Source organism: Paenibacillus methanolicus, from assembly GCF_008124765.1.
Taxonomy (GTDB): Bacteria; Bacillota; Bacilli; order Paenibacillales; family Paenibacillaceae; genus Paenibacillus_Z; species Paenibacillus_Z methanolicus.
The window spans coordinates 1-22607 of sequence record NZ_VNHS01000021.1 but is presented as its reverse complement, the minus strand read 5'-3'; the positions used below and the strand labels follow the sequence as shown (position 1 = coordinate 22607).

Annotated in this window: 24 protein-coding genes, 2 rRNA genes, 1 pseudogene and 1 riboswitch; of the genes and pseudogenes, 2 read left to right on the top strand and 25 right to left on the bottom strand. The window is 54.6% G+C overall.

Annotation, left to right across the window (positions count from 1 at the left end; genetic code table 11):
- Positions 1–129: 129 nt before the first annotated feature.
- The 13 genes and pseudogenes from glmU to BCM02_RS33825 form a co-directional block, all read right to left on the bottom strand.
- Complete coding sequence (gene glmU / locus BCM02_RS33885; RefSeq protein WP_148933545.1) at positions 130–1524, bottom strand: bifunctional UDP-N-acetylglucosamine diphosphorylase/glucosamine-1-phosphate N-acetyltransferase GlmU; 1395 nt, start codon at positions 1522–1524, stop codon at positions 130–132.
- Between the two features lie 252 nt (positions 1525–1776).
- Complete coding sequence (gene spoVG / locus BCM02_RS33880) at positions 1777–2061, bottom strand: septation regulator SpoVG (RefSeq protein WP_018759486.1); 285 nt, start codon at positions 2059–2061, stop codon at positions 1777–1779.
- Between the two features lie 126 nt (positions 2062–2187).
- The gene (locus BCM02_RS33875) at positions 2188–2583 is read right to left on the bottom strand and encodes a RidA family protein (protein WP_148933544.1); all 396 of its coding nucleotides are present in this window, start codon (positions 2581–2583) and stop codon (positions 2188–2190) included.
- 167 nt (positions 2584–2750) lie between these two features.
- Entirely contained in the window at positions 2751–3596 is an 846-nt protein-coding gene (purR, locus tag BCM02_RS33870; protein ID WP_148933543.1) for a pur operon repressor, read from the bottom strand.
- A gap of 95 nt (positions 3597–3691) precedes the next feature.
- The gene (ispE, locus tag BCM02_RS33865; protein ID WP_148933542.1) at positions 3692–4546 is read right to left on the bottom strand and encodes a 4-(cytidine 5'-diphospho)-2-C-methyl-D-erythritol kinase; all 855 of its coding nucleotides are present in this window, start codon (positions 4544–4546) and stop codon (positions 3692–3694) included.
- A gap of 610 nt (positions 4547–5156) precedes the next feature.
- Positions 5157–5330, bottom strand: a pseudogene (locus tag BCM02_RS33860) (small, acid-soluble spore protein, alpha/beta type); the annotation flags it as partial.
- Between the two features lie 212 nt (positions 5331–5542).
- Positions 5543–5815, bottom strand: coding sequence for a biofilm formation stimulator Veg (gene veg, locus BCM02_RS33855; RefSeq protein ID WP_148933541.1), 273 nt, complete (start codon positions 5813–5815; stop codon positions 5543–5545).
- A 150-nt stretch (positions 5816–5965) separates the two neighbouring features.
- The gene (yabG, locus tag BCM02_RS33850; protein WP_148933540.1) at positions 5966–6850 is read right to left on the bottom strand and encodes a sporulation peptidase YabG; all 885 of its coding nucleotides are present in this window, start codon (positions 6848–6850) and stop codon (positions 5966–5968) included.
- A 742-nt stretch (positions 6851–7592) separates the two neighbouring features.
- Complete coding sequence (rsmA, locus tag BCM02_RS33845; protein ID WP_148933539.1) at positions 7593–8471, bottom strand: 16S rRNA (adenine(1518)-N(6)/adenine(1519)-N(6))-dimethyltransferase RsmA; 879 nt, start codon at positions 8469–8471, stop codon at positions 7593–7595.
- Positions 8468–9034, bottom strand: coding sequence for a ribonuclease M5 (gene rnmV / locus BCM02_RS33840; protein WP_148933538.1), 567 nt, complete (start codon positions 9032–9034; stop codon positions 8468–8470). The genes rsmA and rnmV overlap by 4 nt, the downstream gene beginning before the upstream one ends.
- 119 nt (positions 9035–9153) lie before the next feature.
- Complete coding sequence (locus tag BCM02_RS33835; protein WP_425466218.1) at positions 9154–10263, bottom strand: resuscitation-promoting factor; 1110 nt, start codon at positions 10261–10263, stop codon at positions 9154–9156.
- 240 nt (positions 10264–10503) lie between these two features.
- Positions 10504–10711: riboswitch (cyclic di-AMP (ydaO/yuaA leader) on the bottom strand.
- 175 nt (positions 10712–10886) lie between these two features.
- Positions 10887–11660, bottom strand: a complete 774-nt coding sequence (locus BCM02_RS33830; protein ID WP_148933536.1) for a TatD family hydrolase — start codon at positions 11658–11660, stop codon at positions 10887–10889.
- An 18-nt stretch (positions 11661–11678) separates the two neighbouring features.
- On the bottom strand, positions 11679–12986 hold the full coding sequence (locus BCM02_RS33825) for an HD domain-containing protein (protein ID WP_148933535.1): 1308 nt from the start codon (positions 12984–12986) through the stop codon (positions 11679–11681).
- Positions 12987–13344: 358 nt separating this feature from the next.
- Between BCM02_RS33825 and BCM02_RS33820 the strand changes: the two genes are divergently transcribed.
- Positions 13345–13599: an AbrB/MazE/SpoVT family DNA-binding domain-containing protein gene (locus tag BCM02_RS33820; RefSeq protein ID WP_148933534.1), complete on the top strand. Its 255-nt coding sequence runs from the start codon at positions 13345–13347 to the stop codon at positions 13597–13599.
- 124 nt (positions 13600–13723) lie between these two features.
- On the opposite strand, the gene rsmI is transcribed toward BCM02_RS33820, so the two are convergent.
- From rsmI to BCM02_RS33770, 10 genes are all read right to left on the bottom strand, one after another.
- On the bottom strand, positions 13724–14611 hold the full coding sequence (rsmI, locus tag BCM02_RS33815) for a 16S rRNA (cytidine(1402)-2'-O)-methyltransferase (protein WP_148933533.1): 888 nt from the start codon (positions 14609–14611) through the stop codon (positions 13724–13726).
- The gene (locus BCM02_RS33810) at positions 14608–15381 is read right to left on the bottom strand and encodes a tRNA1(Val) (adenine(37)-N6)-methyltransferase (RefSeq protein ID WP_246183683.1); all 774 of its coding nucleotides are present in this window, start codon (positions 15379–15381) and stop codon (positions 14608–14610) included. The genes rsmI and BCM02_RS33810 overlap by 4 nt, the downstream gene beginning before the upstream one ends.
- Before the next feature lie 119 nt (positions 15382–15500).
- The gene (locus BCM02_RS33805) at positions 15501–15929 is read right to left on the bottom strand and encodes an initiation-control protein YabA (protein WP_148933532.1); all 429 of its coding nucleotides are present in this window, start codon (positions 15927–15929) and stop codon (positions 15501–15503) included.
- A 48-nt stretch (positions 15930–15977) separates the two neighbouring features.
- A complete protein-coding gene (locus tag BCM02_RS33800) occupies positions 15978–16778 on the bottom strand; it encodes a PSP1 domain-containing protein (RefSeq protein WP_148933531.1) in 801 nt (266 codons plus the stop codon).
- A 4-nt stretch (positions 16779–16782) separates the two neighbouring features.
- Complete coding sequence (gene holB / locus BCM02_RS33795) at positions 16783–17760, bottom strand: DNA polymerase III subunit delta' (protein ID WP_148933530.1); 978 nt, start codon at positions 17758–17760, stop codon at positions 16783–16785.
- A gap of 23 nt (positions 17761–17783) precedes the next feature.
- A complete protein-coding gene (locus BCM02_RS33790) occupies positions 17784–18227 on the bottom strand; it encodes a YaaR family protein (RefSeq protein ID WP_148933529.1) in 444 nt (147 codons plus the stop codon).
- A 16-nt stretch (positions 18228–18243) separates the two neighbouring features.
- Positions 18244–18573 carry a cyclic-di-AMP receptor gene (locus tag BCM02_RS33785; RefSeq protein ID WP_148933528.1) on the bottom strand — a complete coding sequence of 110 codons (330 nt, stop codon included), beginning with the start codon at positions 18571–18573 and terminating at the stop codon, positions 18244–18246.
- Positions 18574–18628: 55 nt separating this feature from the next.
- Complete coding sequence (tmk, locus tag BCM02_RS33780; RefSeq protein WP_148933527.1) at positions 18629–19288, bottom strand: dTMP kinase; 660 nt, start codon at positions 19286–19288, stop codon at positions 18629–18631.
- A 97-nt stretch (positions 19289–19385) separates the two neighbouring features.
- The gene (locus tag BCM02_RS33775) at positions 19386–20891 is read right to left on the bottom strand and encodes an aminotransferase class I/II-fold pyridoxal phosphate-dependent enzyme (protein WP_246183682.1); all 1506 of its coding nucleotides are present in this window, start codon (positions 20889–20891) and stop codon (positions 19386–19388) included.
- A 102-nt stretch (positions 20892–20993) separates the two neighbouring features.
- Positions 20994–21188, bottom strand: coding sequence for a sigma factor G inhibitor Gin (locus BCM02_RS33770; RefSeq protein WP_148933526.1), 195 nt, complete (start codon positions 21186–21188; stop codon positions 20994–20996).
- Positions 21189–21406: 218 nt separating this feature from the next.
- Here BCM02_RS33770 and BCM02_RS33765 point away from each other — a divergent pair, with 218 nt between their 5' ends.
- Positions 21407–21937, top strand: coding sequence for a transposase (locus tag BCM02_RS33765; RefSeq protein WP_148933525.1), 531 nt, complete (start codon positions 21407–21409; stop codon positions 21935–21937).
- 375 nt (positions 21938–22312) lie between these two features.
- On the opposite strand, the gene rrf is transcribed toward BCM02_RS33765, so the two are convergent.
- Both rrf and BCM02_RS33755 read right to left on the bottom strand, forming a co-directional pair.
- Positions 22313–22429, bottom strand: a 5S ribosomal RNA gene (gene rrf / locus BCM02_RS33760).
- Between the two features lie 84 nt (positions 22430–22513).
- Positions 22514–22607, bottom strand: a 23S ribosomal RNA gene (locus BCM02_RS33755); the annotation flags it as partial.

Genomic DNA, 22607 nt, shown 5'->3' with positions numbered 1-22607 from the left:
GCGGCAGCCGTCGGCGTTGGCGGCGCGAAGCGCTGCATGTCTTAGAAAAGCAAAAGAACACCGTCCGACTCGGAGCGATGTTCTTTCGCGTTATGGATGCCAGCGGCTCTCGAACGAGCGCCTGCGCGCCTACTTCGCGCTTTCCTTCTTTGCTTTGGCGCGTGCCCGGATTTTGTCCGCATAACCCGCCTTGTTCACTTGGCGCTCGCGCGCGATCGCCAAGTCGCCTGCCGGCACGTCGTGCGTGACCGTCGACCCGGCCACCACGTAAGCGCCATCGCCGACTTTGACCGGCGCGATCAAGTTGACGTTGCTGCCGACGAAAGCGCCGTCGCCGATCTCGGTCAGCGACTTGTTGAAGCCGTCATAGTTGACCGTAATCGCCCCGCAGCCGATATTGACGTCCTTGCCGACCTTGGCGTCGCCGACGTAGCTCAGATGGGATACTTTCGAGCCGTCGCCCAGTTCCGCGTTCTTCAGCTCGACGAAGTCGCCGATTTTGCAATCCTTGCCGACCTTGGAGCCCGGACGAATATAGGCGAACGGCCCGACGGACGTGCCTTCGCCGATCGAGGCTTCGGCGATGACCGAGTGCTTCACTTCCGCGCCGTTCGCTACGATCGTATCCGTCAGATCCGCGCTAGGTCCGATCACGCAGTCTTCCCCGATGACCGTCTTGCCGCGCAGGAAGCTGCCCGGATAGATCACGGTGTCGGAACCGATGACGACATCCGCTTCAATATAAGTCGCGGCCGGATCGATAATCGTGACGCCGCCGATTTGGTGAGCCCGCACGATACGCGCACGCATCAGCTGCTCCGCCTCGGCCAAGCCGACGCGGTCGTTCACGCCGACGCCTTCGGCGAAGTCCGGCGCGACGTAGGCTTCCACCGTCTCGCCCGCCTTGCGCAGAATTTCCAGCACGTCGGTCAAGTAAAATTCGCCCTGGGCGTTCTCGTTCGTCACCAGCTTCAACGCTTCGAACAGCTTCTTGTTATCGAAGCAGTACATGCCGGTATTGATCTCCGTAATCTCCGCCTGCTCCGGCGTGCAGTCCTTCTGCTCGACGATCCGCTGCACGCGGCCGTCTTCACCTCGCACGATGCGCCCGAGCCCCTGCGGATTCGGCACGACCGCGGTCAGCACGGTAGCCGCCGCGCCGCGTTCCGTATGCAGGCCGAGCAGCGATTGGATCGTGCCGCTCGTCACCAGAGGCGTATCGCCGTACAGAATGACGGTCGTGCCTTCCTCGTCGCCGAGCAGCGCTTCCGCTTGGCGAACGGCATGGCCCGTTCCCAGCTGCTTCTCCTGCAGCACGAATTCCGCGCCGCCGCCTACATAGGCTTGCACGGCTTCCGCGCCGTGGCCGACGACCACGACCGTACGCTCGCAAGCGGCTTCCTTCACCGTCTGCAGCACGTGGCCGACCATCGGCTTGCCGCATACCGGATGCAGCACTTTATACAATTTAGATTTCATCCGCTTGCCCTGACCCGCCGCAAGCACGATTGCCATCACTTTCATGAACGTAATCCCTCCTGAGAATCCTAGAACCTCTGCGCATTCTATATTACATGCGGCTTGCCGCAACATGTGCTCTCCTGAGCATAGCTCATATCTCCCCAAAAGAAAAGAGAGCCGGCGATCGGCTCTCTTCTCCCGCGAAAGAATGCGCGGGGCGCTCCATGCGCCCCGTATTCAGACGCAAATCTGCAGGCAAAGCTCCCTTCCGAAGCGGACGGTCGTCCATGCTGCACGAAACCCCTCTTACATCACTTACGCTCCTTCTTCAATCACTTCTTCTTCCGTCGCAGCGCGCTCGTATTCGGCGAGCACGGCCGCTTGAATCTTCTCACGGGTCGTCGAAGAGATTGGATGCGCGATATCGCGGAATTCTCCATCCGGAGTCCGCTTGCTCGGCATTGCCACGAACATACCATTGTTCCCGTCGATCACGCGGATATCGTGAACAACAAATTCATTGTCAATGGTGATGGATGCGATGGCTTTCATGCGACCTTCGGAATTTACACGGCGGAGTCTGACATCGGTAATTTGCACTTGTGTTCACCACCTTTGCCTTTCAAAGACTTGCTGTATATTTCCACATGTCCTTTCAAAATCCTTCATGATTTTGGAAATTTAACGCTAACTTTAAAAATATTTTTTCTATTCAAAACTTTTTCGCTACTTTTCGACGTTGATCGATGCGATGAGCTCGATTTCGACAAGAACATCCTTCGGCAGCCGCGCCACCTCTACCGTCGAACGGGCTGGTTTGTGGTCGCCAAAGTAGGAAGCGTAGATCGCATTCACCGCCGCGAATTGGTTCATATCTTTAATGAATACGGTCGCTTTGGCCACGTCCTGGAACGTCGCGCCCGCTTCCGCCAGCACCGCTTCGAGGTTGCGGAACACCTGATGCGTCTGTTCCTCGATGCCGCCTTCCACCAATTCGCCGGCTGCGTTCAGCGGAATTTGTCCGGACGTAAAAAGAAGATTGCCTAATTTAATCGCTTGCGAGTAGGGACCGATCGCCGCCGGCGCCTTGTCCGTCGCGATGGATTGCGGTTGCTGTTTCATGTAAGATTTGCCTCCTTAGTCGGTGTAAGGTTTATACAAGTATAACTTCAGATGAATTACACCATAACCTGCGGCAGATTGCAAAGGCCAATCCGCCGCGGATTACGCCCTTCAACATCAATATAGCGAAAAGGACGCGCCGGTCGGCACGCCCTGCATCATCCGATTTAACTCGGCTCGACTTTATGTTGATCGAAAAAATTGCCCAGCACGATCGTCGTCTGCTTCGTCTTCAAGTCCACCGCCGTGAGCTTGGCAAGCGAGACGTAGTCCTCGAAAAGACGCTCCTCGTTCTCCAGTTCGCCCGACTCGACGAATACGCCAACGCCCGCGACATGCGCGTTAAACTCGTGCAGCAGGTCCATCATGCCTTGTATCGTGCCGCCGGCCTTCATGAAGTCGTCGATGATCAGCACGCGGGACTGCTCCCTTAGCGCCCGTCTGGCGAGCGACATCGTCTGGATCCGTTTATTCGACCCGGAGACGTAATTAATGCTCACCGCGGAGCCTTCCGTTACCTTGTTATCGCGCCTCACGATAACGACCGGCAAATTCATGGACGCCGCCGTCGCGTACGCGAGCGGGATGCCTTTCGTTTCCACCGTCATGATGACGTCGATTTCCTTCGACGCGAAAGCGGTTGCGAACATCCGCCCGATATCGGCGAGCAAGCCTGGCTGTCCCAGCATGTCGGTCATATACAGATAGCCGCCCGGAAGGACGCGTTCCGGCTGTTCCAACTGGCCGCAGACGCGTTCCATGATCTTTCGCGCTTCTTCCACATGCATCTTCGGTGTATACTTCACGCCGCCCGCCGCGCCCGCTAACGTATGCAATTCCCCTAGGCCCTCTTCCTCGAACACCTCTTTAATAATCGCGAGGTCTTCGCTGATCGAGGACTTGGCGGATTGGTAGCGGTCGGCGAAGGCTGTCAACGAAATTAACGTATGGGGGCGATTCAGCAAATATTGCGTCATCTCTACAAGCCGTGCACTTCGTTTTAATTTCTTCATGGCGATTCACCCCTGGCTAAATCCGAATAATATATAGACAATATATCATTTTTATACGGATTTAATCAAGGTATACGTCTGGTTCATGTCAGCATTCATGTAAGCATTCTTACCACGTATACTTCTTTGCAAAATCCGCGCAGTCCGTTATAGATTCGCGATACCTTCGCTTCCTTGCTGACCAAGCCGAAAACGGTCGGTCCGCTGCCCGACATCAGCACGCCGTCGGCCCCTAGCCGCTCCATGCTCTCCTTGACCTGCATGACTTCCGGATACATGCCAAGCGTCACGTTCTCCAGCACGTTGCCCAGCCTGTCGCAGATGTCCGCGAACGATCCGCGTTCAATGGCGTCCAGCATGCCCGCGGTCGACGGATGTTCCTTCAGCTCGGCTGCCCGCAGCCGTCCGTATACATCCGCCGTCGACACATTGATCGGCGGCTTCGCGAGCACGACCCAGCATTGCGGCGGGTTCGCGATCCGCTCCAGCTTCTCGCCCCGTCCCGTCGCGAGCGCCGTGCCGCCCGTTACGCAGAACGGTACGTCGGAGCCGAGCTCGGCTCCGAGCGTGCAGAGCTCCTCCGTGGAGATGCCTAAGCCCCACAGCCGGTTCAGTCCGCGCAGCGTGGCCGCCGCGTCGCTACTGCCCCCCGCCAGGCCGGCCGCCACCGGAATTTTTTTATCCAAGTGGATGTACACGCCTTTGCGCACGTCATAACGCTCCTTGATCAACTGCGCGGCCTGGAACGCCAGGTTCTTCTCGTCCAGCGGAATATAACCGGCCTGGCTGGAGATCATGATGCTGTCTCTAGGCATCTCTTCCATGGTCAGGCGATCGGCCAGATCCACCATGGTCATCACCATCTCGACCTCATGGAAACCGTCTTCGCGCTTGCGCAGCACGTCGAGCAGCAGATTGATTTTAGCCGGAGCTTTCTCATAAATTTTCATTCGTCGTCGTCACCCGCTCATTCCCATTTCACTCCGCGCCGCAATAGCGCGAATAACCATTTATCCCTATTTTAACAAAAGGGCAAAAGAAAAGCTAAGACGCCGCACCCGCTTCTTGCGCTTCGCGCCCTAATGACGTTCGGCGCGGCTTCCTCATGCGGGTTTATTCGGCTTCTTAGCTGGTTTGGTCGCGTATATGAAGCTTGCGTTAGTTTCGGTATGAAGGCTGCTCGGCGCCTTGGCGCGGCATCGCCCCGAACGGGATAAACGCGGCCGCCGACTCTGCCTGGCTGCGTTGGGAACGCGCGATATACGGGCTTTGCTGCGTGAAGGCTTGCGGCTGCTGCGGATTCGGATGGATTGACTGCCCATAGCTTCCTATCGCCGACCCGCTGCCGTATGTCGAGCCCGAAGGGATATGCGCGGCCGTTGTTTGCGACGTTGCCCCTATTCCGACTGCCGGGATAGCAGTTGCGGCATAGACGGGCTCCTCTTGCCTTTGCATTCCCTGACTTGGTTGGGTTGCATAGGACGGCGTCTGACGTTGCTGCTGCTGCGTATACCTTTGGGCAACCGCATCGGCCCGCTCGGCTGCTCTAGCGTCTTCATACTGCTTCGCTGCAGCCTGCTCGGCCAGCTGGATGGCCCGCTTCACCATATTGCCTGCGTCTTTCGCGCGTATGCCGCCCCAGCCTTCTTTTTGGACGGTTTCGTAAAAGCCCAGATCTTTGGCCAGCTCGTACTTGAGTTGCTCGCTCATCGTGCTTTTGCGTCTGCGGCTCATCTGCCTTGTCCTCCTTTATACCTCTTTACGCTCTAGTTTGTGCTGTGCGCGTTTGCCTATACAGCGCTTCGCCGCCCGTTTTTATCCAGCGCAAAAAGAACGCGAGCTGCTTCGCGCCGCCTGAGCCCCGAACATCCGCTTGGAGTGGTGTCGTTGTTCAAGCCGCGCGAAGCATTCGCGTTCTTGCCTGTCGTGCTATGTGGAAGGAGAGTTTATTGCAAATAGGATATGCGAATCTGGCCGTCGTCGCTGTCCACGGTTACTTCCACCGATTCGGTCAGAATATCCGCGTAGCTGTAGGACACGCGCTTAAAGGCGTGGGCCTCCTGATCCAGCTTCACAATGAATACAGAAGGGTAGATCTCTTCCAACACACCGGTACGTTCGATGGTCTTTCGCCGACCACCGTTAGCTCGAAGCCGAATCTTGGCGCCCACATGGGCTTCCAGACTGCGTTTGATTTCCAACAGCGCATTTTTTGCCATTGTCCACTACCACCTCTTTCCTTGTCCATTATAGCGCGAGTGAGGTGGTTTGTCAAAAATTTATATTATAACAGCATGTAAAATAACCTGTCAATAAATTTTTTATGGTTTTTTTGATTTTGGTGCATAATGCACCCGCCTTGCGGCATATTAAACAGTTGGCTTTACGCCGGACAGGGTCTTTGGCTTCGGCAACCCAACGCGATACTTACCGATTGTCTCGATTCCGCCCACGCCGTCAAAACCGCTAATCGTCCCTTGGATGACGTCCGGCAAGTTAACCGTTTCTTTGATGGGCGTAAAACTGGACTTGATCGCAATATAAACCGGATCCAGCGCGTGAATGAGCACGCGGCCCGGAGAGCTTGCGAAATTCGCGCCGGCATATAGGAGCGCCTCGAAATGGGACTGGCAGGCTCCCGCTACGACAATCAGCCCATCACGGCTTTTCTCATAGTCCCGGGCGATCCGGACGGCATTGACGAAATTTTGCGAGTTTTTGTAGCTGGCCAGGCTATATAGATCATTCGTCGTCCGATTCTTCAGCACCCCGTCGTGACCGGTGATCACGACAATATCCGGGCGAAATTGCGGCAGCAGCCGGCTGACCGTCTCTGCCATCTGCGACTCGTGTACGTAGACGCCATGCGCCGGTACCCGCATTTGGGAATAGAGCTGCATGCTCTTCTTTAAGTAATTCGCATCTCCGTCTAAGTGGAGCACCTTGCCCGGCATTTCGAAGAACGGATGTTTCGTGTCCGTTAACGTCCGCCGCTGCTCCTCTTCCCCTTTCATCGCCTGCTGCATCCGCTGCTCCTGCATCCGCTGGAGCGACTCGTACTCCTTCACGCGCGCCATCCTGGCCGCTCCGCTATGCTCCGGATTGGGCACGACCGCCAGGTCGTCGACGGGCGAATCAGCCAGCAGTCGGTAGTCCGTGCCTTTTAGCATAGCCGACTGTTGATGTAACGATGCAATGCGAAATAGGACGTCCCCGCCATACGATTTGCGGACGACCAGGTCCCCTTGATTCATGGGCAAATCACCTCTTCGTCTATCGTATGGGAAGGGGGGGCGGTTGGTGCCCCTGACAGGGGCCTATTTCGAGGGCGGCTGCCCTCGGACTCTCAGTTAGTATTTGGGGCTTCGCCCCTGCACCCTTTTGTTGGCTGTGCCCCCTGAAACCCAGCTTGTGAGCTATACCCCCGTCTCTTGAGCGTCGCTCCATAAAATCGCTCCCCCAACCCCCTCCGCCGCAATGCTGTCAGGTTAAGAGGGCTCCGCCCTTTGACCCGACTTTTATTGCTCCCTCCCCCTTCCCCCTCCGCTGAGGGGAACCATAGGGCTTTGCCCTCTGGACTCCCTATTTCGTGCTGGCATTGTTTGTTCGCGGTCGGCGGGAAGGCTTGAGTGTGGCACGCTTTTGTCCTAACGGACAAAGCTTCAGTGGGTTTTGAAGTTCGGCCTCAGACATAGGCATGTGCGTAAGCCGAGCAACTATAGCCACGGCTGGCTTCACCAGCCGTTTTTCCTTAACCTGACAGCATTGCCCTCCGCCGAGGGGACTCCAAGGGCTGCCGCCCTCTGGACACCCGCTTTTTTCGTGCTGGCTTGATTGGCTGTGGACGGCGGGTGCTTTCGGGCGAGGCACGCTTTTGTCCTGGCGGACAAAGCTTACTTGGGCCGCTCCCCAGTCGGCGAGTTTCTGCATCCGTGGAAAGAGATAATGAAACGCCAAATAACCGTGCCTATTCAGCACGGTTAACTGCAACTCCTATTAAAACCCCGCGGCGATCAACGCCCGGCTCAGCGCGGCGAATTCTTGGAGAGAGAGCGTCTCGCCCCGTCGGGACGGATCGATGCCGATGGAGGCCAGGAGAGGCCCTAGCTGCTCCCGGTTGGCTTTGCCGACGTAAGCGGTCAGGTTGTTGGCGAGCGTCTTGCGGCGCTGCGCGAAGCAGGCTTGGACGGTGCGGAAGAAATACGCTTCGTCTTCCACCTGAACCGGAGGCTGTTTGCGCACGGATAGCTTAATGACCGCCGAGTCGACGTTCGGTTGGGGGATAAATACCGTGTGCGGCACGATGCACACGAGTTCCGCTTCGCAGTAGTATTGCACGGCGACGCTGAGGCTGCCGTATTCCTTGCCGCCCGGCTTGGCCGCCATCCGCTCGGCGACTTCTTTCTGAATCATGACCACGATATTCTCGAGCGGCAGCTTCTCCTCGAGCAGCTTCATCAGAATCGGCGTGGTGACGTAATACGGCAGGTTGGCCACGACGCTGACGCCGCTCAGTCCAGCGAACTGACGTGCCATCAGCTCGCTTAAGTTCAGCTTGAGCACGTCGCCATGCTCGATATGCACGTTATCCGCATCGGCGAAAATATCACCTAGGATCGGTATTAAGCGATCATCGATCTCGATGGCCGTCACGCGTGCCGCCTCATTCGCAAGATGCTGCGTAAGCGCGCCGATGCCCGGGCCGATCTCCAGCGCCCCTTTCGTCTTGTCGAGGCCAGCGGCGGAGACGATTTTGCGCAAAATATTTTGATCGATCAAGAAGTTCTGACCGAGACTCTTCTTGAACGAGAAGCCGTACTTCTGAATGATGTCTTTCGTCCGCTTCGGTGTCGCCACCTCGATGTTGGTTGTCATTGGCCGCTTCCTCCGGTTTCTTGGTCCATCTGCGCCAGCGCCTGCTCGAACTCCTCCCGCGTGATGCGAAACATCGTGCAGCGCTTGAAGAACTGCTTGCCGTTGGCATAGCCGATGCCGAGCAAATTGCCCATGCGCAGCCTGCGGTCCGCCGCAGCCGGATGCACGAGTAAGCCCGCCCGCATCAGTTCGTCCCACGTTATTTGCGGCTCGTCCGATTGTCCTTCGATCGCTTCCGTCCGGACGCTTGCGAGCGCGCGGCGAATGGCCTCCGGCTTCGCGTTCTCCACGCCGATGTCGCCCTTATACAGCGCTTCCTCCTGCGGCAAGAAAGCATGCTTGCACCCCGGCACGCGTTGCGCGACGATTTTGCGGATGCGCTCGCCCGCATGGTCCGGATCGGTGAAAATGATGACGCCTCGGCGTTCGTGGGCAAGCGCCACCCGCTTCAGCACCGCTTCGCCGATCGCCGATCCGCCGGTCTCGATGGTCTCGGCCTCGACGGCCCGCTTGATCGCGACGGTGTCGTCTTTGCCTTCCACGACGATGATTTCTTTGATCATGGACTTCCCTGACATCCCTTCCGGACAAACGTACAAAAAGAAGAGGCGAGGCCTCTTCTTATCATGGCATAATTGCATCGGTTTGACGATAAATTGTAACTACGGACACCTGTGGCGCGCTAGATCGCCTCGGGCTTTTTGGGACCCAGCACGTACACGGTGTAACCCTTCTTGCGACCGAATTTCTCCGCATAGTCTTCGCTATCGAAGTAAACGTCGATCTTGTTGCCTTTGATGGCACTGCCGGTATCTTCCGCGCGGCGGAATCCGATGCCTTCGATGTACACCCACCATCCGATCGGAATGACCTTCGGGTCAACCGCGATCGTGCGCCCTTCCGTGACGCGGGAGCCGGATCTGGTGATGCCGTAACCCGGATGGGATTTGGTTTTGCCCGTGGAAGCCAAACCAGCCGAATATGCGGTGAGCGTGACATTCTTCAGCGTCTTCTTCGCTTGGAACGACACCCCGCCCTTCGTCAGCATAACCACGGGTTTCTTGGTGCCGACCGCCACGACTTGGTTCACCGCATCGCTTTGGGTCGTCTTCGAGACGAAGGTATGCGAGACAAGCTTGCCGTCTGCGAACACCTTCTCGTATTTCTTCACGACAACGCCGGCCTTGCCTGCCTGAATGGTCTTCTTCTTCCCTTCAAGCAGCGTCGGGTCGGCCTTGGTAACAGTAGTGAATGGCACATCGTACTCGTTTTGCATTACATGCTTGTCGATCCGGACGACCGTTACGGCCATGTTCGGTTCGATGGCCGCGTCTTTCGACGGCAGCACCTTGTCTTCACTGCGAATCGATATGTTAGCCTGATCGATCGCCGCCTGTACCGTTCTTTCTGTCGTGTACACCGTTCTTACATTGCCGTCAGCCTTCACGGTTAGGGGAACCGCTTGCTCGATGACCACCCGATCACCGTCTTTTACGCCCGCATTCAAAGGCAACGACACCTTATCATACGGCCCCACCGTAATGGCTTGTTCATCCAGTAGGCGTTGCAGGACCCATTGTTTGGTTTCCACAATGTTTTCTTGTCCATTCAACACTACGGAGACGCGCTTGTCAGCCGTTCCGTACAACAACACCAGAAACATGAAAGTCATAGCGATTGAGATCATAGCGCTTAGGACAATTAAACGCACGTTCTCATGCTTCCATCGCAATGCGAAAGACATGCTGGATGATCGTTTCCCATGGGTGTCCTTAACTTGGATTATGCCCACTTCTTCGGTCCTCCTTACATAGCCCCGCCGCCCTGTTACGCATGAAATAGATTTAGACGCGTCGACTATTAGATTTAGCGCGCATGAAGCCCGCTTCTTCCAATTGCTCCCTCATACCTCCTCCATGAATCACACTATGTCGCCACAATTCGCAATATTCAAAATAAAAAGAAGCCGACGACAGAAGATCTGCTTCGTGGCTTCCTGTGGGACACGGGTAGCATGGAATGGATGCACGAGTTGATCTCTCTTATGACGCTTGCGAGGTTAGCTGTCGGATTCGGGCGAGAGAGTCGCCCTATTCGGCTGTCGGCACTAGTTAAGCGCGCCGCAGCGGAAATTCACCCCTAGAAGAATTCAACGCGACTTTGCGTGCCTCGCATACCCCGGCACAAGTCCTCATTTGGTTCCCCCGCTCTCCAATTTGGAGACTAAGCGTTATTGGAAATGGAATACATCTTGAAAGCCCTGAGATGAATGATACCGTCTTTTGCTCCAGATTGTAAAGATGAGATAAAGGACGATTTTACCGAATTTAAAGGAAAAACTCTCGAAAAAACCGCAATTTATCCAACCAAAACAAGTTTTTTCACCCGAATCATTCAAAATGCTCTCGTTTTGGGCTATTTTCGTCCGATGGAAAAACATTTCCTGGCGTTTTCGCTCGTGATTTCAGCGATTTCTTCCAGTCTTTTTCCTGTTATTTCCGCAACGGTTTCTGCTACAAGACGGACGAAAGCGGACTCGTTTCGCTTGCCTCGATGAGGGTGGGGGGCCAAATAAGGCGCATCCGTTTCGATCAGCAAACGGTCCAACGGAACCTTCGCCAGCACCTCTTTGGGCACCCGCGCGTTCTTGAACGTGACCGGTCCGCCGAACGAAATATAGAAGTTCATGTCCAAGCACTGCTTGGCCGTCTCCCAGCTACCGGAGAAGCAATGCATGATCCCGCCGACTTGCTTGGCATCGCTTTCTTTCAAAATCCTAACAACGTCCTCGTGCGCATCCCGATTATGGATGACGATTGGCTTTCGCTTGGATTTCGCGAGCTCGATTTGCTCCCGAAATACCCGCTTCTGCACATCCTTAGGCGACGTATCCCAATAATAGTCGAGACCGATTTCCCCGATCGCGACCACCTTCGGATGATCGCACAGCGAGGCGATCCAATCGAGGTCGGATGGACCGTAATCGAGGCTGTCGGTCGGGTGCCACCCTACCGCCGCGTAGATGAAATCGTACTGTTCGGCAAGCGCTATCGTCGTCGGAATGGTCTCTCGGTTGAATCCGATATTTACCAGTAATTCGACACCGGCGGCGCGGGCCCGTTCGATGACTTCCGCGCGGTCGTCGTCGAATTTATGCGAATCCAAGTGGGTATGCGTGTCGATTAACATGAAGGGCGAAACTCCTCTCTAATCCAGTTCAAACAGCTTGCGAAGGTCGGGACTCAGCTTGTTCGCTGATTCAAGCAGCGGTTCGTACGGGTAATACAGATGGTATTTCCCTCTGTGCATGCCGGTAATCGAGCGAATAATATCGGATTTTTGCGAAATCTCCGATACGACGTCGTCGCGGTCCAGCACGAGAATCGGCGGCTTATCGTTCTTCTTCGCGCCGCGCGTCCCCGGTCGATAGACAGCGTACGCCAAATCAAAGGGAAAATCGACTTCCAAGTGGTAATCCGGATGCAACCCGATGGCGGCAAACTGCTCCCGGATTGAAGCCCACAACGACTCGTCCGCCTCATCCATCGTTACATACTTATACAGCTTGCGGTCGATGAATCGGCGGCATAAGTCGGCTAGCAGCGCATCCTCTTCCGACTGCCAAAGCGTAAAGGCCGTCTGCATCGAAGCCTCGTCCAGCGCCAGGTAACTCGGGACGTCGATCGTGCCGCTAATGAGCCTGCGTATCGGTTCGATCATCCACCCGAATGCATAACCATTCATATAAAGCTCTTTAGCCCGACGCAGGATTTGACGCAGAATGATTTCCGAACTGCGTGTGACGGGATGGAAATAAATTTGCCAGTACATTTGGTACCTGGACATCAGATAGTCCTCGACGGCGTGCATCCCGCTCTCTTTCACGACGATGCGTCCTTTATGCGGCCGCAGCACGCGCAGGATGCGCTCCAGATCGAACGTACCGTAGTTAACACCCGTAAAATAAGCGTCGCGCAGCAGGTAGTCCATGCGATCGGCGTCCATTTGGCTGGAGACAAGGCTGATAACGATCGGCTTCTCGTACGTTTTGCGTATGACTGCCGCGACTTGCTCCGGGAAGCCGGGATCGACCTCGCGAAGGACGCGGTTAACTTCGGTTTCTTCTAATAATATGCGGCATGTCCAATCCTCGTGATGGGTATCGAACACCTCTTCGATGGAGTGGGAGAAAGGACCGTGTCCGACATCGTGCAGCAGCGCCGCGCACAACGTCACCAGCTTCTCATCCTTCGGCCAGTCCTCGTAACCGCCGCGTTCGAATTGCGAAATGATTTTACGCGTAATTTCGTACACGCCGAGCGAATGGGAGAATCGGCTGTGCTCCGCCCCATGGAAAGTCAAATACGAGGTACCCAGCTGACGAATGCGCCGAAGCCGTTGGAACTCTTTCGTATTGATCAAATTCCATATCGTGCGGTCCTGCACGTAGATGTATTTATGCACCGGATCCTTAAAGACCTTCTCCTCCGCCAATGGCTGCAGTCGGCTATCCATAAGCCTCACCCTCCTATCTTCGTTCCCCTTCTTACCTAATAATACCTTTCAAGACTTTTAAATGCGAGAAACCACTACCAGTATTAAGCTATCATTCCGCTATTCGACAATAATTCGACACAATCCTAATATATTTGTCGAAAAGTGTCGCGATGCCGTTTCCAAAACCCGACATAATATTGTACGATATATATAGCCCAAAACCCCGTTCTAGCGCCGATCCTTTGATAATTACCCAAATTTAACAGGGTTTTCGAGGTTGACTATTATGGGAAACGTTGGTACTATAGAGAAAAGAAATGATAGAATTTTGTCGAATAATGACGAATATATGTATTTGAGAGGAGCACGGACCATCATGATGAAATCGACTGGAATCGTACGGAAAGTTGATGAGCTCGGGCGTGTAGTTATCCCAATCGAGCTCCGCCGCACACTCGGCATCGGAGAGAAAGACGCGCTTGAAATTTATGTGGACGGCGAGCGTATCATGCTTAAAAAATACGAGCCTGCCTGCATCTTCTGCGGCAACGCGGAGAACGTGACTTACTTCAAGGGCAAAATCATTTGCCACTCTTGTTTGTCCGAAATGCCGGCGCCCGTTACAAAATAAGAGACAAATCGAATTTAATCGGTTATAATAGTTTTATACCAACTTGTTAATTCTAACCTTTTTATAACTCCTTTACTGCCTTCCTGGTCTGAACCCGACTAGGAAGGCCCTTTTTTTGTTTCGGCTATTTGCGCATTAGTTCATTGTAGACATCCCGCTTCGACAATCCCCGGTCTGTGGCCGCCTTCTTCATTGCTTCCTTCCGATCGCCCAGTTCCGCTTCATAACGGTCCACATGTTCGGCTAACGAAAGCGGCAGCCACCATTGGGTGTCCTCGTCATCCTCTGCATGACCCCCAGAGGTTATGCCTTCGACAACGAGGCAGTATTCGCCTATAGGCGGATGCTCCTCTAGCCACGCCATGCACTCCGACAGCGTGCCCCGCGCGACTTCTTCGTACCGCTTCGTCAGCTCCCGCACCATCGCGATTCGGCGGTCTCCCCAAACCTCCAGCATGGCAGCGAGCGTCTTGGCCAGGCGATAAGGCGATTCGTAGCAGATAACCGCTCCCTCTTGCCTCCGCAGTTTCTCCAACCAATCGCGCAGCGGCTTGCGGTCGCGCGGCGGAAAGCCGACGAACAGGAACCGCTCGGTTGGCAGCCCGGATACGATCAGCGCCGACAGGGCCGCGTTCGCGCCAGGTATCGGCACCACCTTAATCCCATGAGAAGCCGCTTCTGCGGCCAGATCAGCCCCCGGATCGGAGATCGCTGGCAAGCCGGCGTCGCTGACGAGCGCGATGGACTGCCCGCTCTCCAGCATCCGGATCAACTCCGGTCCGCTCGCCGCTTTGTTATGCTCATGATAGCTGACGAGCCTTGTGGCGATTTCGAAGTGCGTGAGCAGCTTGCGGGTTTGACGGGTATCCTCCGCCGCGATCAAATCGACTTCCTTTAACGTTCGAATCGCCCGAAACGTCATGTCCTCTAAGTTGCCGATCGGCGTGCCGACCAGATAGAGCGTCCCGGCTCCGTTCTCTTGCGAGCCGCTGAAACTACGCTGTACGATCATGATTCCTTCTTCTCCTGACCGGGGCGCGCTTCCCCATAATAAATGCGCATGAGCTCTTCCTTATACTGTCTTTCTTCATTATATACAATAAGCGGCGGGAGCAATCGAACCTCGGGCTTGCCGTCTCGGGCCGCTTCGATGAGGACGATATTCGACTCTGCTTCTTCATGCGGATGCACGAACCGAATGCGTTTGGGCTCCAGCCGATGACGCCGCATGGTCTCCGTAATTTCCACCAGCCGCGAGGGTCGGTGTACCATCGATACCTTGCCCCCGGTCCGGACCAGCTTCGCGCAGACTTGGACCATCTCGTCCAGCGATCCGTTGAGCTCATGGCGCGCGAATGCATAATGCTCGTTCTCGTTCTGATCCCCGTTCTCCGGCGGCAAATACGGCGGATTAATCGTAATCGCATCATAGCTACCGTATTGGCTCCGGTCGAAAAACGTGCGCAAATCGCCTTCATAAACACGAATCTGCTCCCGCAACCCGTTCCATGCCACGCTGCGGCGCGCCATATCGGCCAGTCTAGGCTGAATCTCGACGGCGTCGATTATCGCTTTCGTGCGGGTGCTTAACAGCAGTGGAATCACTCCGTTACCCGTACATAAATCAAGCACGTTCCCCTTAGGCGGGATGCCCGCAAACCGCGCCAACAGAACGGCATCCATCGAGAAGCTGAACACCTCTCGGCTCTGGATAATATGCAGACCATAGCTCAACAAATCGTCCAGACGTTCATTGGGTAGAAGCGCAATTTCTTTATTCACGTCGCGGAAACCTCGTTTCTATTGAATCCTGATGAGTTGGCAAACCGAAAGGCCGCCCTTCGAGAAGGACGGCCCGACGCTTTCGGCACCTGCCGCTTGCCCGAAGCGGCTGTACGTGATTATTTATTCAGAAAGGATAAGCAGAACAAACAATCGCCTTCCGTACGTAGGTGACCGTAATATACGTTGCAAATGTGGAAGCCCTCATGATACAACCGGGCCAAATTATCGTGTCCTTCGCCTACGGCTGCAGCCTGATCGATCGGCAGCGCCAACGGGAGCTCGGTTTGCTGCGCCCGGCTCGCTGGCGCTGCCGCCACGTTGACGGCAACCGGGGCCGGCGTTTGCTTGCGAGGCTGTGGCGTTCCCGTATGCGCGCCAGTTTCTCGCTTCAGTACTTTGCGCAGCTGCTGATTCTCTATGGTGAGACGCTTGTTCTCTTCGAGAAGCGCCTTTATCTGCTGCTTCATTGAACCGAGCTCTTGATGAAACGCGAGCGATTTCTTCTCCAGCTCGTCCATTTGGTTAAAAAGGTCGTTCTTGTTCATATTCTCCACCCCAAGACTGCTCGGCTTCGAAACATCATCCGACAAGATCTACTTCACTACAACATCATCAAGCGGGAGCTCTTTCGGCTTGCCGCCATCGAATAATTGCACATATACGGCCTTGGAACCTGCGTTAATGCCCGTCACTTTACCTTCGCCGTAAGAGGTAATGACGATTTTGCCAACTGCCGGCATCTCTTCGCGAACGCTTTCGTAGTTATCGTGCTCGTACTTCAGACAGCACATCAGACGTCCGCACAGACCGGAAATCTTCGTCGGGTTGAGCGACAAGTTCTGATCCTTCGCCATCTTGATCGACACGGGCTCGAAATCGCCAAGCCAAGAGGAGCAGCAGAGCACGCGACCGCACGGCCCGATGCCACCGAGCATCTTGGCTTCGTCACGGACGCCGATTTGCCGCAGCTCGATCCGCGTGCGGAACACGCTGGCCAAATCCTTCACAAGCTCCCGGAAATCAACCCGCCCTTCGGCGGTAAAATAAAAAATGATTTTGTTACGGTCAAAAGTAAACTCCACATCCACCAGCTTCATTTTCAACTGATGATCGCGAATTTTGTCGAGGCACGTGGCGAAGGCATTCTTCGCAGCCGTCTTGTTCTCCTCGACGATCTTGGCGTCGTTGTCACCGGCAATGCGGATTACTTTCTTAAGCGGCAGGACAACATCCGATTCACCGACTTGCTTCTGTCCGACCACCACTTTGCCGTATTCGACCCCTCTTGCCGTTTCGACAATGACATGCTGGTCTTTCTCCACGGGAAGATCGACGGGGTCAAAATAATAGATCTTGCCCGCCTTCTTGAAGCGGACGCCAACGACGTTATACAACCCGTCACCCCTCTTGTATGCGTATTAGCAGCTGCTCGAGCGCGAGCTGAGGCGACACATGCGCCCGCATGCGTTTCCCCGTCTCCAGCGTATACTCCATGCAACGCACCCATCCTTCCGACGAACGGTTGTAGGCGTGCCTGCTAAGAAATTCAATCTGATCTATGAAAACAACCGACTCTTGTCTACCTGCTTGAACCTGTATGAAATCTCTATACCAGAGATAGAGCAACGAAAGAAGCAGCTGAGGCTTCTCACCGAGCTCGCTCTTGAATACGTGCTGTTGGGCAGTCAACATCGCCGCGGTGAATCGGGTTAGACTATCCTTCCCTAATTGTATCACTACGTTTCTCATTTCTGCAAACCCATTCTGCTGGACGATCGCCCGGCAAGCGTCCAATCCCGAGGCCATATGTACCGCCGCTCGAGCCAGCGTAGGCGGATGCCCCTCCTGCAGAAGCACCTCCAGCATCTCCGTTGGCGACAGCGGCATGAACGGCACCCATTGCGTGCGCGAACGAATCGTCGGCAACATCGCTTGTCCGTTATCCGTGAGCAAGATCGCCACAACGGGCGTCGGCGGCTCTTCCAGAAACTTAAGCAAGCTGTTCGCCGCTTGAAGCGTCATCGTCTCGGCCCGCTTCATAATATAAACCTTGCGATCCGTGCCGCTGTTCCGATACGCCATATCCTTTTGAAGCTCGCGGATTTGATCGATTTTGATCGAATTGCCGTCCGGTTCGACGATATGCAGGTCGGGTTGGTTGCCGTGCTCGAATTTGCGGCAGGCCAAACATTCCCCGCATGCATCGCCCGTTCCGCTCGTGCAGAAAATCGCTTTGGCGAATTGCTCAGCCATAGCCAGCCTTCCGCTCCCCGGCGGGCCGCTGAACAGATAAGCATGCGACACTTTCCCGGTCGTAAGCGCATGCTGCAAGATCCGTTTGGCGTTCGGCTGGCCGGCTAGTTGTGCAATGCTCATGGCCTTCCGTCGTTCCTTTCTTCTTAGAAAAACAAATTAATGAGCAATCCCCGGATGTCGCCGATTTTGTGCAGAAGATCGATGCGACCTTCTTCGGTCGTGAGCAGTTCATCGCCCATCGTCACCAGCACGCCGTCGACTTCATCCAGAATTTTATACCGTTTCGTGCGGCCGCGGCGGTCGAAGCCCTTCGTTTCCTTCAACCCGACTCCGCGGCGCACGGTATCTTCGAGAAATTGCTTGACCATGTTCCGAAACACGGTCAACTCCCGGACGGTCATGGATCGCGCCAAGCGCTCGCCTTGACTATGGATATCTTGAAGCTTCTGCTGGAGCTGCTCCATCGATCGTTGTTCGTCTTGATGTTGCATAATATCGGAGAATGCTTTCGGCTGCAGCGGCTTCGAGCCCGTATCCGTCCGCGCGCGTTCCGCGCCAAGCGGACGCATGCCCGGGTTAATTTTCATATCCACTCACGTCCATTCAGAAATGTTCAAATCGCTCGACCGGCATCACGAAGACGGCGGCTCCGCCCACCTGCACTTCGACCGGGAACGGAATATAGGCGTCCGTCGTGCTGCCCATCGGTGAAACCGGCGAAACCAGCTGATCGCGCACTTTGCAATTGGAACGGATAACCTGCATGACCTCGTGCACCCGTTCATCTTCGATCCCGATCATGAACGTAGTATTCCCCGCTCGAAGAAATCCGCCCGTACTCGCAAGCTTGGTTGCCCGAAAACCTTCCCGGACGAGCGCATTCGATAACCGGTTGCTATCCTTATCCTGCACAATCGCGACGACTAACTTCATCCCAATCCCCTCCCATGTTCTGCCAGCCGAATAAACGCGCATTCAGCCCTGTCTACTATTTTGACACGGATAGCCCCTTTTCCTCTAATCGACGGCAAATGGCGGTCCATGCCGCTTCGGCGAGCTCCGTTCTGTTCTGCTCCGCGTCCAACTTCACGATGCGTTCCGGCTCCGACCGATGAAGCTGCTGGTACCCTTCTCGGACTAACTGGTGGAACGAAAGCGCCTCCAGGTCCAAACGATTGATCTCCCGGCTCGCTTCCTCGCTCGCGTGAATACGTCGAAGCCCCGCTTCCGGGTTAATATCCAAATATAGCGTGAGATCCGGCATGGTGTCGTGAATGGCGAACGCGTTGATCGAGCGCACTTCCTCCATGCCAAGTCCTCTCGCATGTCCCTGGTAAGCAAGACTGCTGTCCACGAACCTGTCGCAGATAACGACAGCCCCTTCGGCGAGCGCGGGCTGTACCTTTTCGACCAAATGCTGACGTCGTGCCGCCGCATACAGCAGCGCTTCCGTTCTCGGATCCATCAAGGTGTTGGCGCGATCCAATATTATGCCGCGGATCTGCTCCGCAATCGGGATTCCGCCCGGTTCGCGCGTCTTTACGACCGTCAAGCCGCTTGCTTCCAGTCTATGTGCCAATGTCTCGATGAGTGTCGTTTTGCCGGCACCCTCGCCGCCTTCGATTGTAATAAATATACCCGTATGCAAATGAGGTGAACTCCCTTGTCCGAATTTCGATTATCCCCGTATTGTAGCAAAAAGAAACGCAAACCGTAAATGACATGCGCGTCTTTCGCCGCTTCTATTATGAAACAATAATCGAAATCGTCCGCATCGCCGGGTCGGATGCCCCTTGAAATCGAGCGCCAGCTGCCGCTAAACTACGAATTCGATTAACGGCTTGTACCGTTATGCGTTCACTTCGATACACTAGCGGTATGCCCGGTGGATAAGGGACGACCATCTCGGCCGCACAATGGCCCACAGCCGCCTCAAGATCCACCACCGTGCTTTTCACAAGGTTACGATCGAACATGACGGGTTCGCTTATAGCCGCTAATTCCTCTTCCAGCTCGCTCTCATATATATCTGTCGCTCTCGTCGAGATCCAACTGCCGCAGCTCAGACTTGATTGCTCATCCGTAATATGATGTAACGCCTGCAAGAGACGTTCCGCATCAGCCTCGGTCGTTTGCGCACCGAATAATAAGACTACACGCTTTGTATCCGCCATCTCCGCCCAAATATTATGCTTCTCTAGCTGCTGTTGAATCTCAAATCCGGATAGTTGTCCTAGCTTGTCTTGGAGCAAGAGGCGCAAAGGATCCATACGGCAGTGACGTTGCTCGATCTGGACAGCCTCGAATCTTCCCTTCGCCGCATGCAGCGCTTCTCTGACCTTTCGGACAGCCCCCAACCCCGGTTCAAACCACGCTTCGCCGTAGGTGTCCAACATTGCCCGGGCAATATCGAGCGATGCCATGATCGGGTAGGAGGGGCTAGAGCTTTGCACCATTTGGAGGGAATGTCGAATAGCGGCATGATCAACCAGCCTACCTTGCGTATGCAGCATAGCCCCCATGGTCAGCGCATGGAGCGTCTTATGCGTTGATTGAACCACCATGTCCGCGCCAGCCTGCACAGCGGATGTTGGGAACGCCGCATGCTGCCCGTAATGAGCGCCATGCGCTTCATCGACCAGCAGTAATTTACCCTTGGCATGCAGGAGGTTCGCATACTGTCCCAAATCTACGCTAAGTCCATAATAGCTAGGATTAGTCATCAATATACCTTTCGCATCTGGATAGCTTTTTAAGGCCTCTTCCACCACGGCAGGCGAAGGAGGTAGATAGAGTCCCGTATCTCCATCTACTGTCGGGTTCAAAAATACCGCTTCCGCTCCGGCTAACGTCAGGCCATTGATTACCGACTTATGCGCATTGCGCGGCACCAACAACCGATCACCCGGCTTGCAGCTGGCCAGAATCATCGCGATATTGCCAGACGTACTGCCTCCGACAAGAAAGTAAGTCTCCTGTGCGCCAAAGCAAGCTGCAGCAAGCTGCTGGGCTTCCGCGATTACCCCCATCGGATCATGCAGATCGTCTGTAAAAGACAGTTCGGTGATATCAATTCCCATGACCGGCAATATGGCAGCCGACAGATCAGCTGACTGAACGTCCGTAAGACGGTGAAGCCCCCTGCCAAATTGATGCCCTGGTACATGGAAAGACACTGGCTCTGAACGTTTATGTTGCTCGAGCATGGCCGCAATAGGCGCATGCCAAGGTTTCATCTCTCGATGGCGCATTCTCGTTCGTCCTCTCTCTAAACTCTCTTTCCATCATACCGGATATCAGCCAAGAAACAACAATCCCCGTCACGAACGCGCGTGAACGGGGATTTTTAATCATTATGCATTTTTCTCTACCCATAGCCGCTTGAGTTGATGGATAAAGAAAGGATATTTGGCGTCCTGTACATCCGTCCGAACCATCTCGGTCTCGCAAGCGTCGCAGATGAACTCGCTGACGATGCAGATCCCGTTCATTTTCTCTTGGCCGCACACGATGCAAAGTCTTTCGCCGCCGATTTGCCGTTCTGTCATGGCCGTTCACCTCGCCCATTATTACCTTACTGCTAGTATGCCACAAACTCTAGCAACCTATACTTCTTTCATAGCCCATTTCAAATAGTAATACAGTGTATGTCGCTTCATTTGATTTGGTGCCCCTTCACCTTGTACCAGTTTCCGCATTGGTCTTCATTTCATGCGCCAAAATACCGATAATAGTAACGAAAGTCTGATTGAAAGGGCGTTGATGCATGAGGGGCACACTTGCGGAACAAGTGAAAGCAACGATTTATCAATACCAACTGATACGTAGAATCAACATCCACAAGGAATACGTCTGGAGCTACTTCGTCATCGCATTTGTCCTTATTCTGTTTCAGCTCACCATGTACCGAACCGATGGAGCGATTGCGCTAGGGATTGGAATTGTATTTACCCAGATCATTCATTTCCTTATTATTCGATTAACGCTCGTTCGTGTCGATGAGCCGAATTATCGTCGTTGGGGACTGCGGTTCAGCAAACCCTGGTTTGGTTACATCCCAACCGCGTTTATCGAACTTAGCCTTTATCGAAAAGTACACCGCCACCTGTTATGGCTAGGACTTTGTGCGATCGGAGTCGCCTATCCATGGGCTAACGAAGCCCAGATGATAAGCTTGATTAGCTGGCACCTTTGGTTTCTAGCTCCGAGATTGCTTGTTCTTAGGCCGCTTCGCAAATGCCGGCCAGACGGCGTGCTCAAGTTCCAGACGACTGAGGTAAGCTTCTATCACCGCTAAACGCAATAGCCAAAGGCCATATGGGTATATACCTGTACGGCCTTTGATTGTTAAGTGCGTCTCTAAACGGTTCCACGTACTCCTCCACGGCTTGTAGAGGGCCGCTTGAAGCTTCGTAATCTAACTGAGCCTGCATATTTTATAGTTAACCATCCAGTGCTAATTCAGTAACCAGTTATTCTCAAGGTATATTAGTCGAGTAAATGATTCTTTTCCATGCCATCATTTCCCGCAAGGTCTTCAACATGCAATATAAACTCAAGCCGCTCCCTCCTGCGAGCTCTCTGTACGAATATTCCCCGCTTTATTCGGACGCTCATGTAATCATAGCCGGACAACAAAAAACCGACCACATCACTGTGGTCGGTCATTCGTGCTTGGCGACGTCCTACTCTCCCAGGACCCTGCGGTCCAAGTACCATCGGCGCTGAAAGGCTTAACGGTCGTGTTCGGGATGGGTACGCGTGGTTCCCTTCCGCCATCGCCACCAAACATTCAAGGTGTACACCCTGAAAACTGGATACGAAACTCAACACTTTAGCTGTGTTTTGTTTAAGCTCTTGCGAACTTAAACGTTAGGATAAGCCCTCGACCGATTAGTATTCGTCAGCTGCACGCATTGCTGCGCTTCCACCTCGAACCTATCAACCTGGTCGTCTTCCAGGGGTCT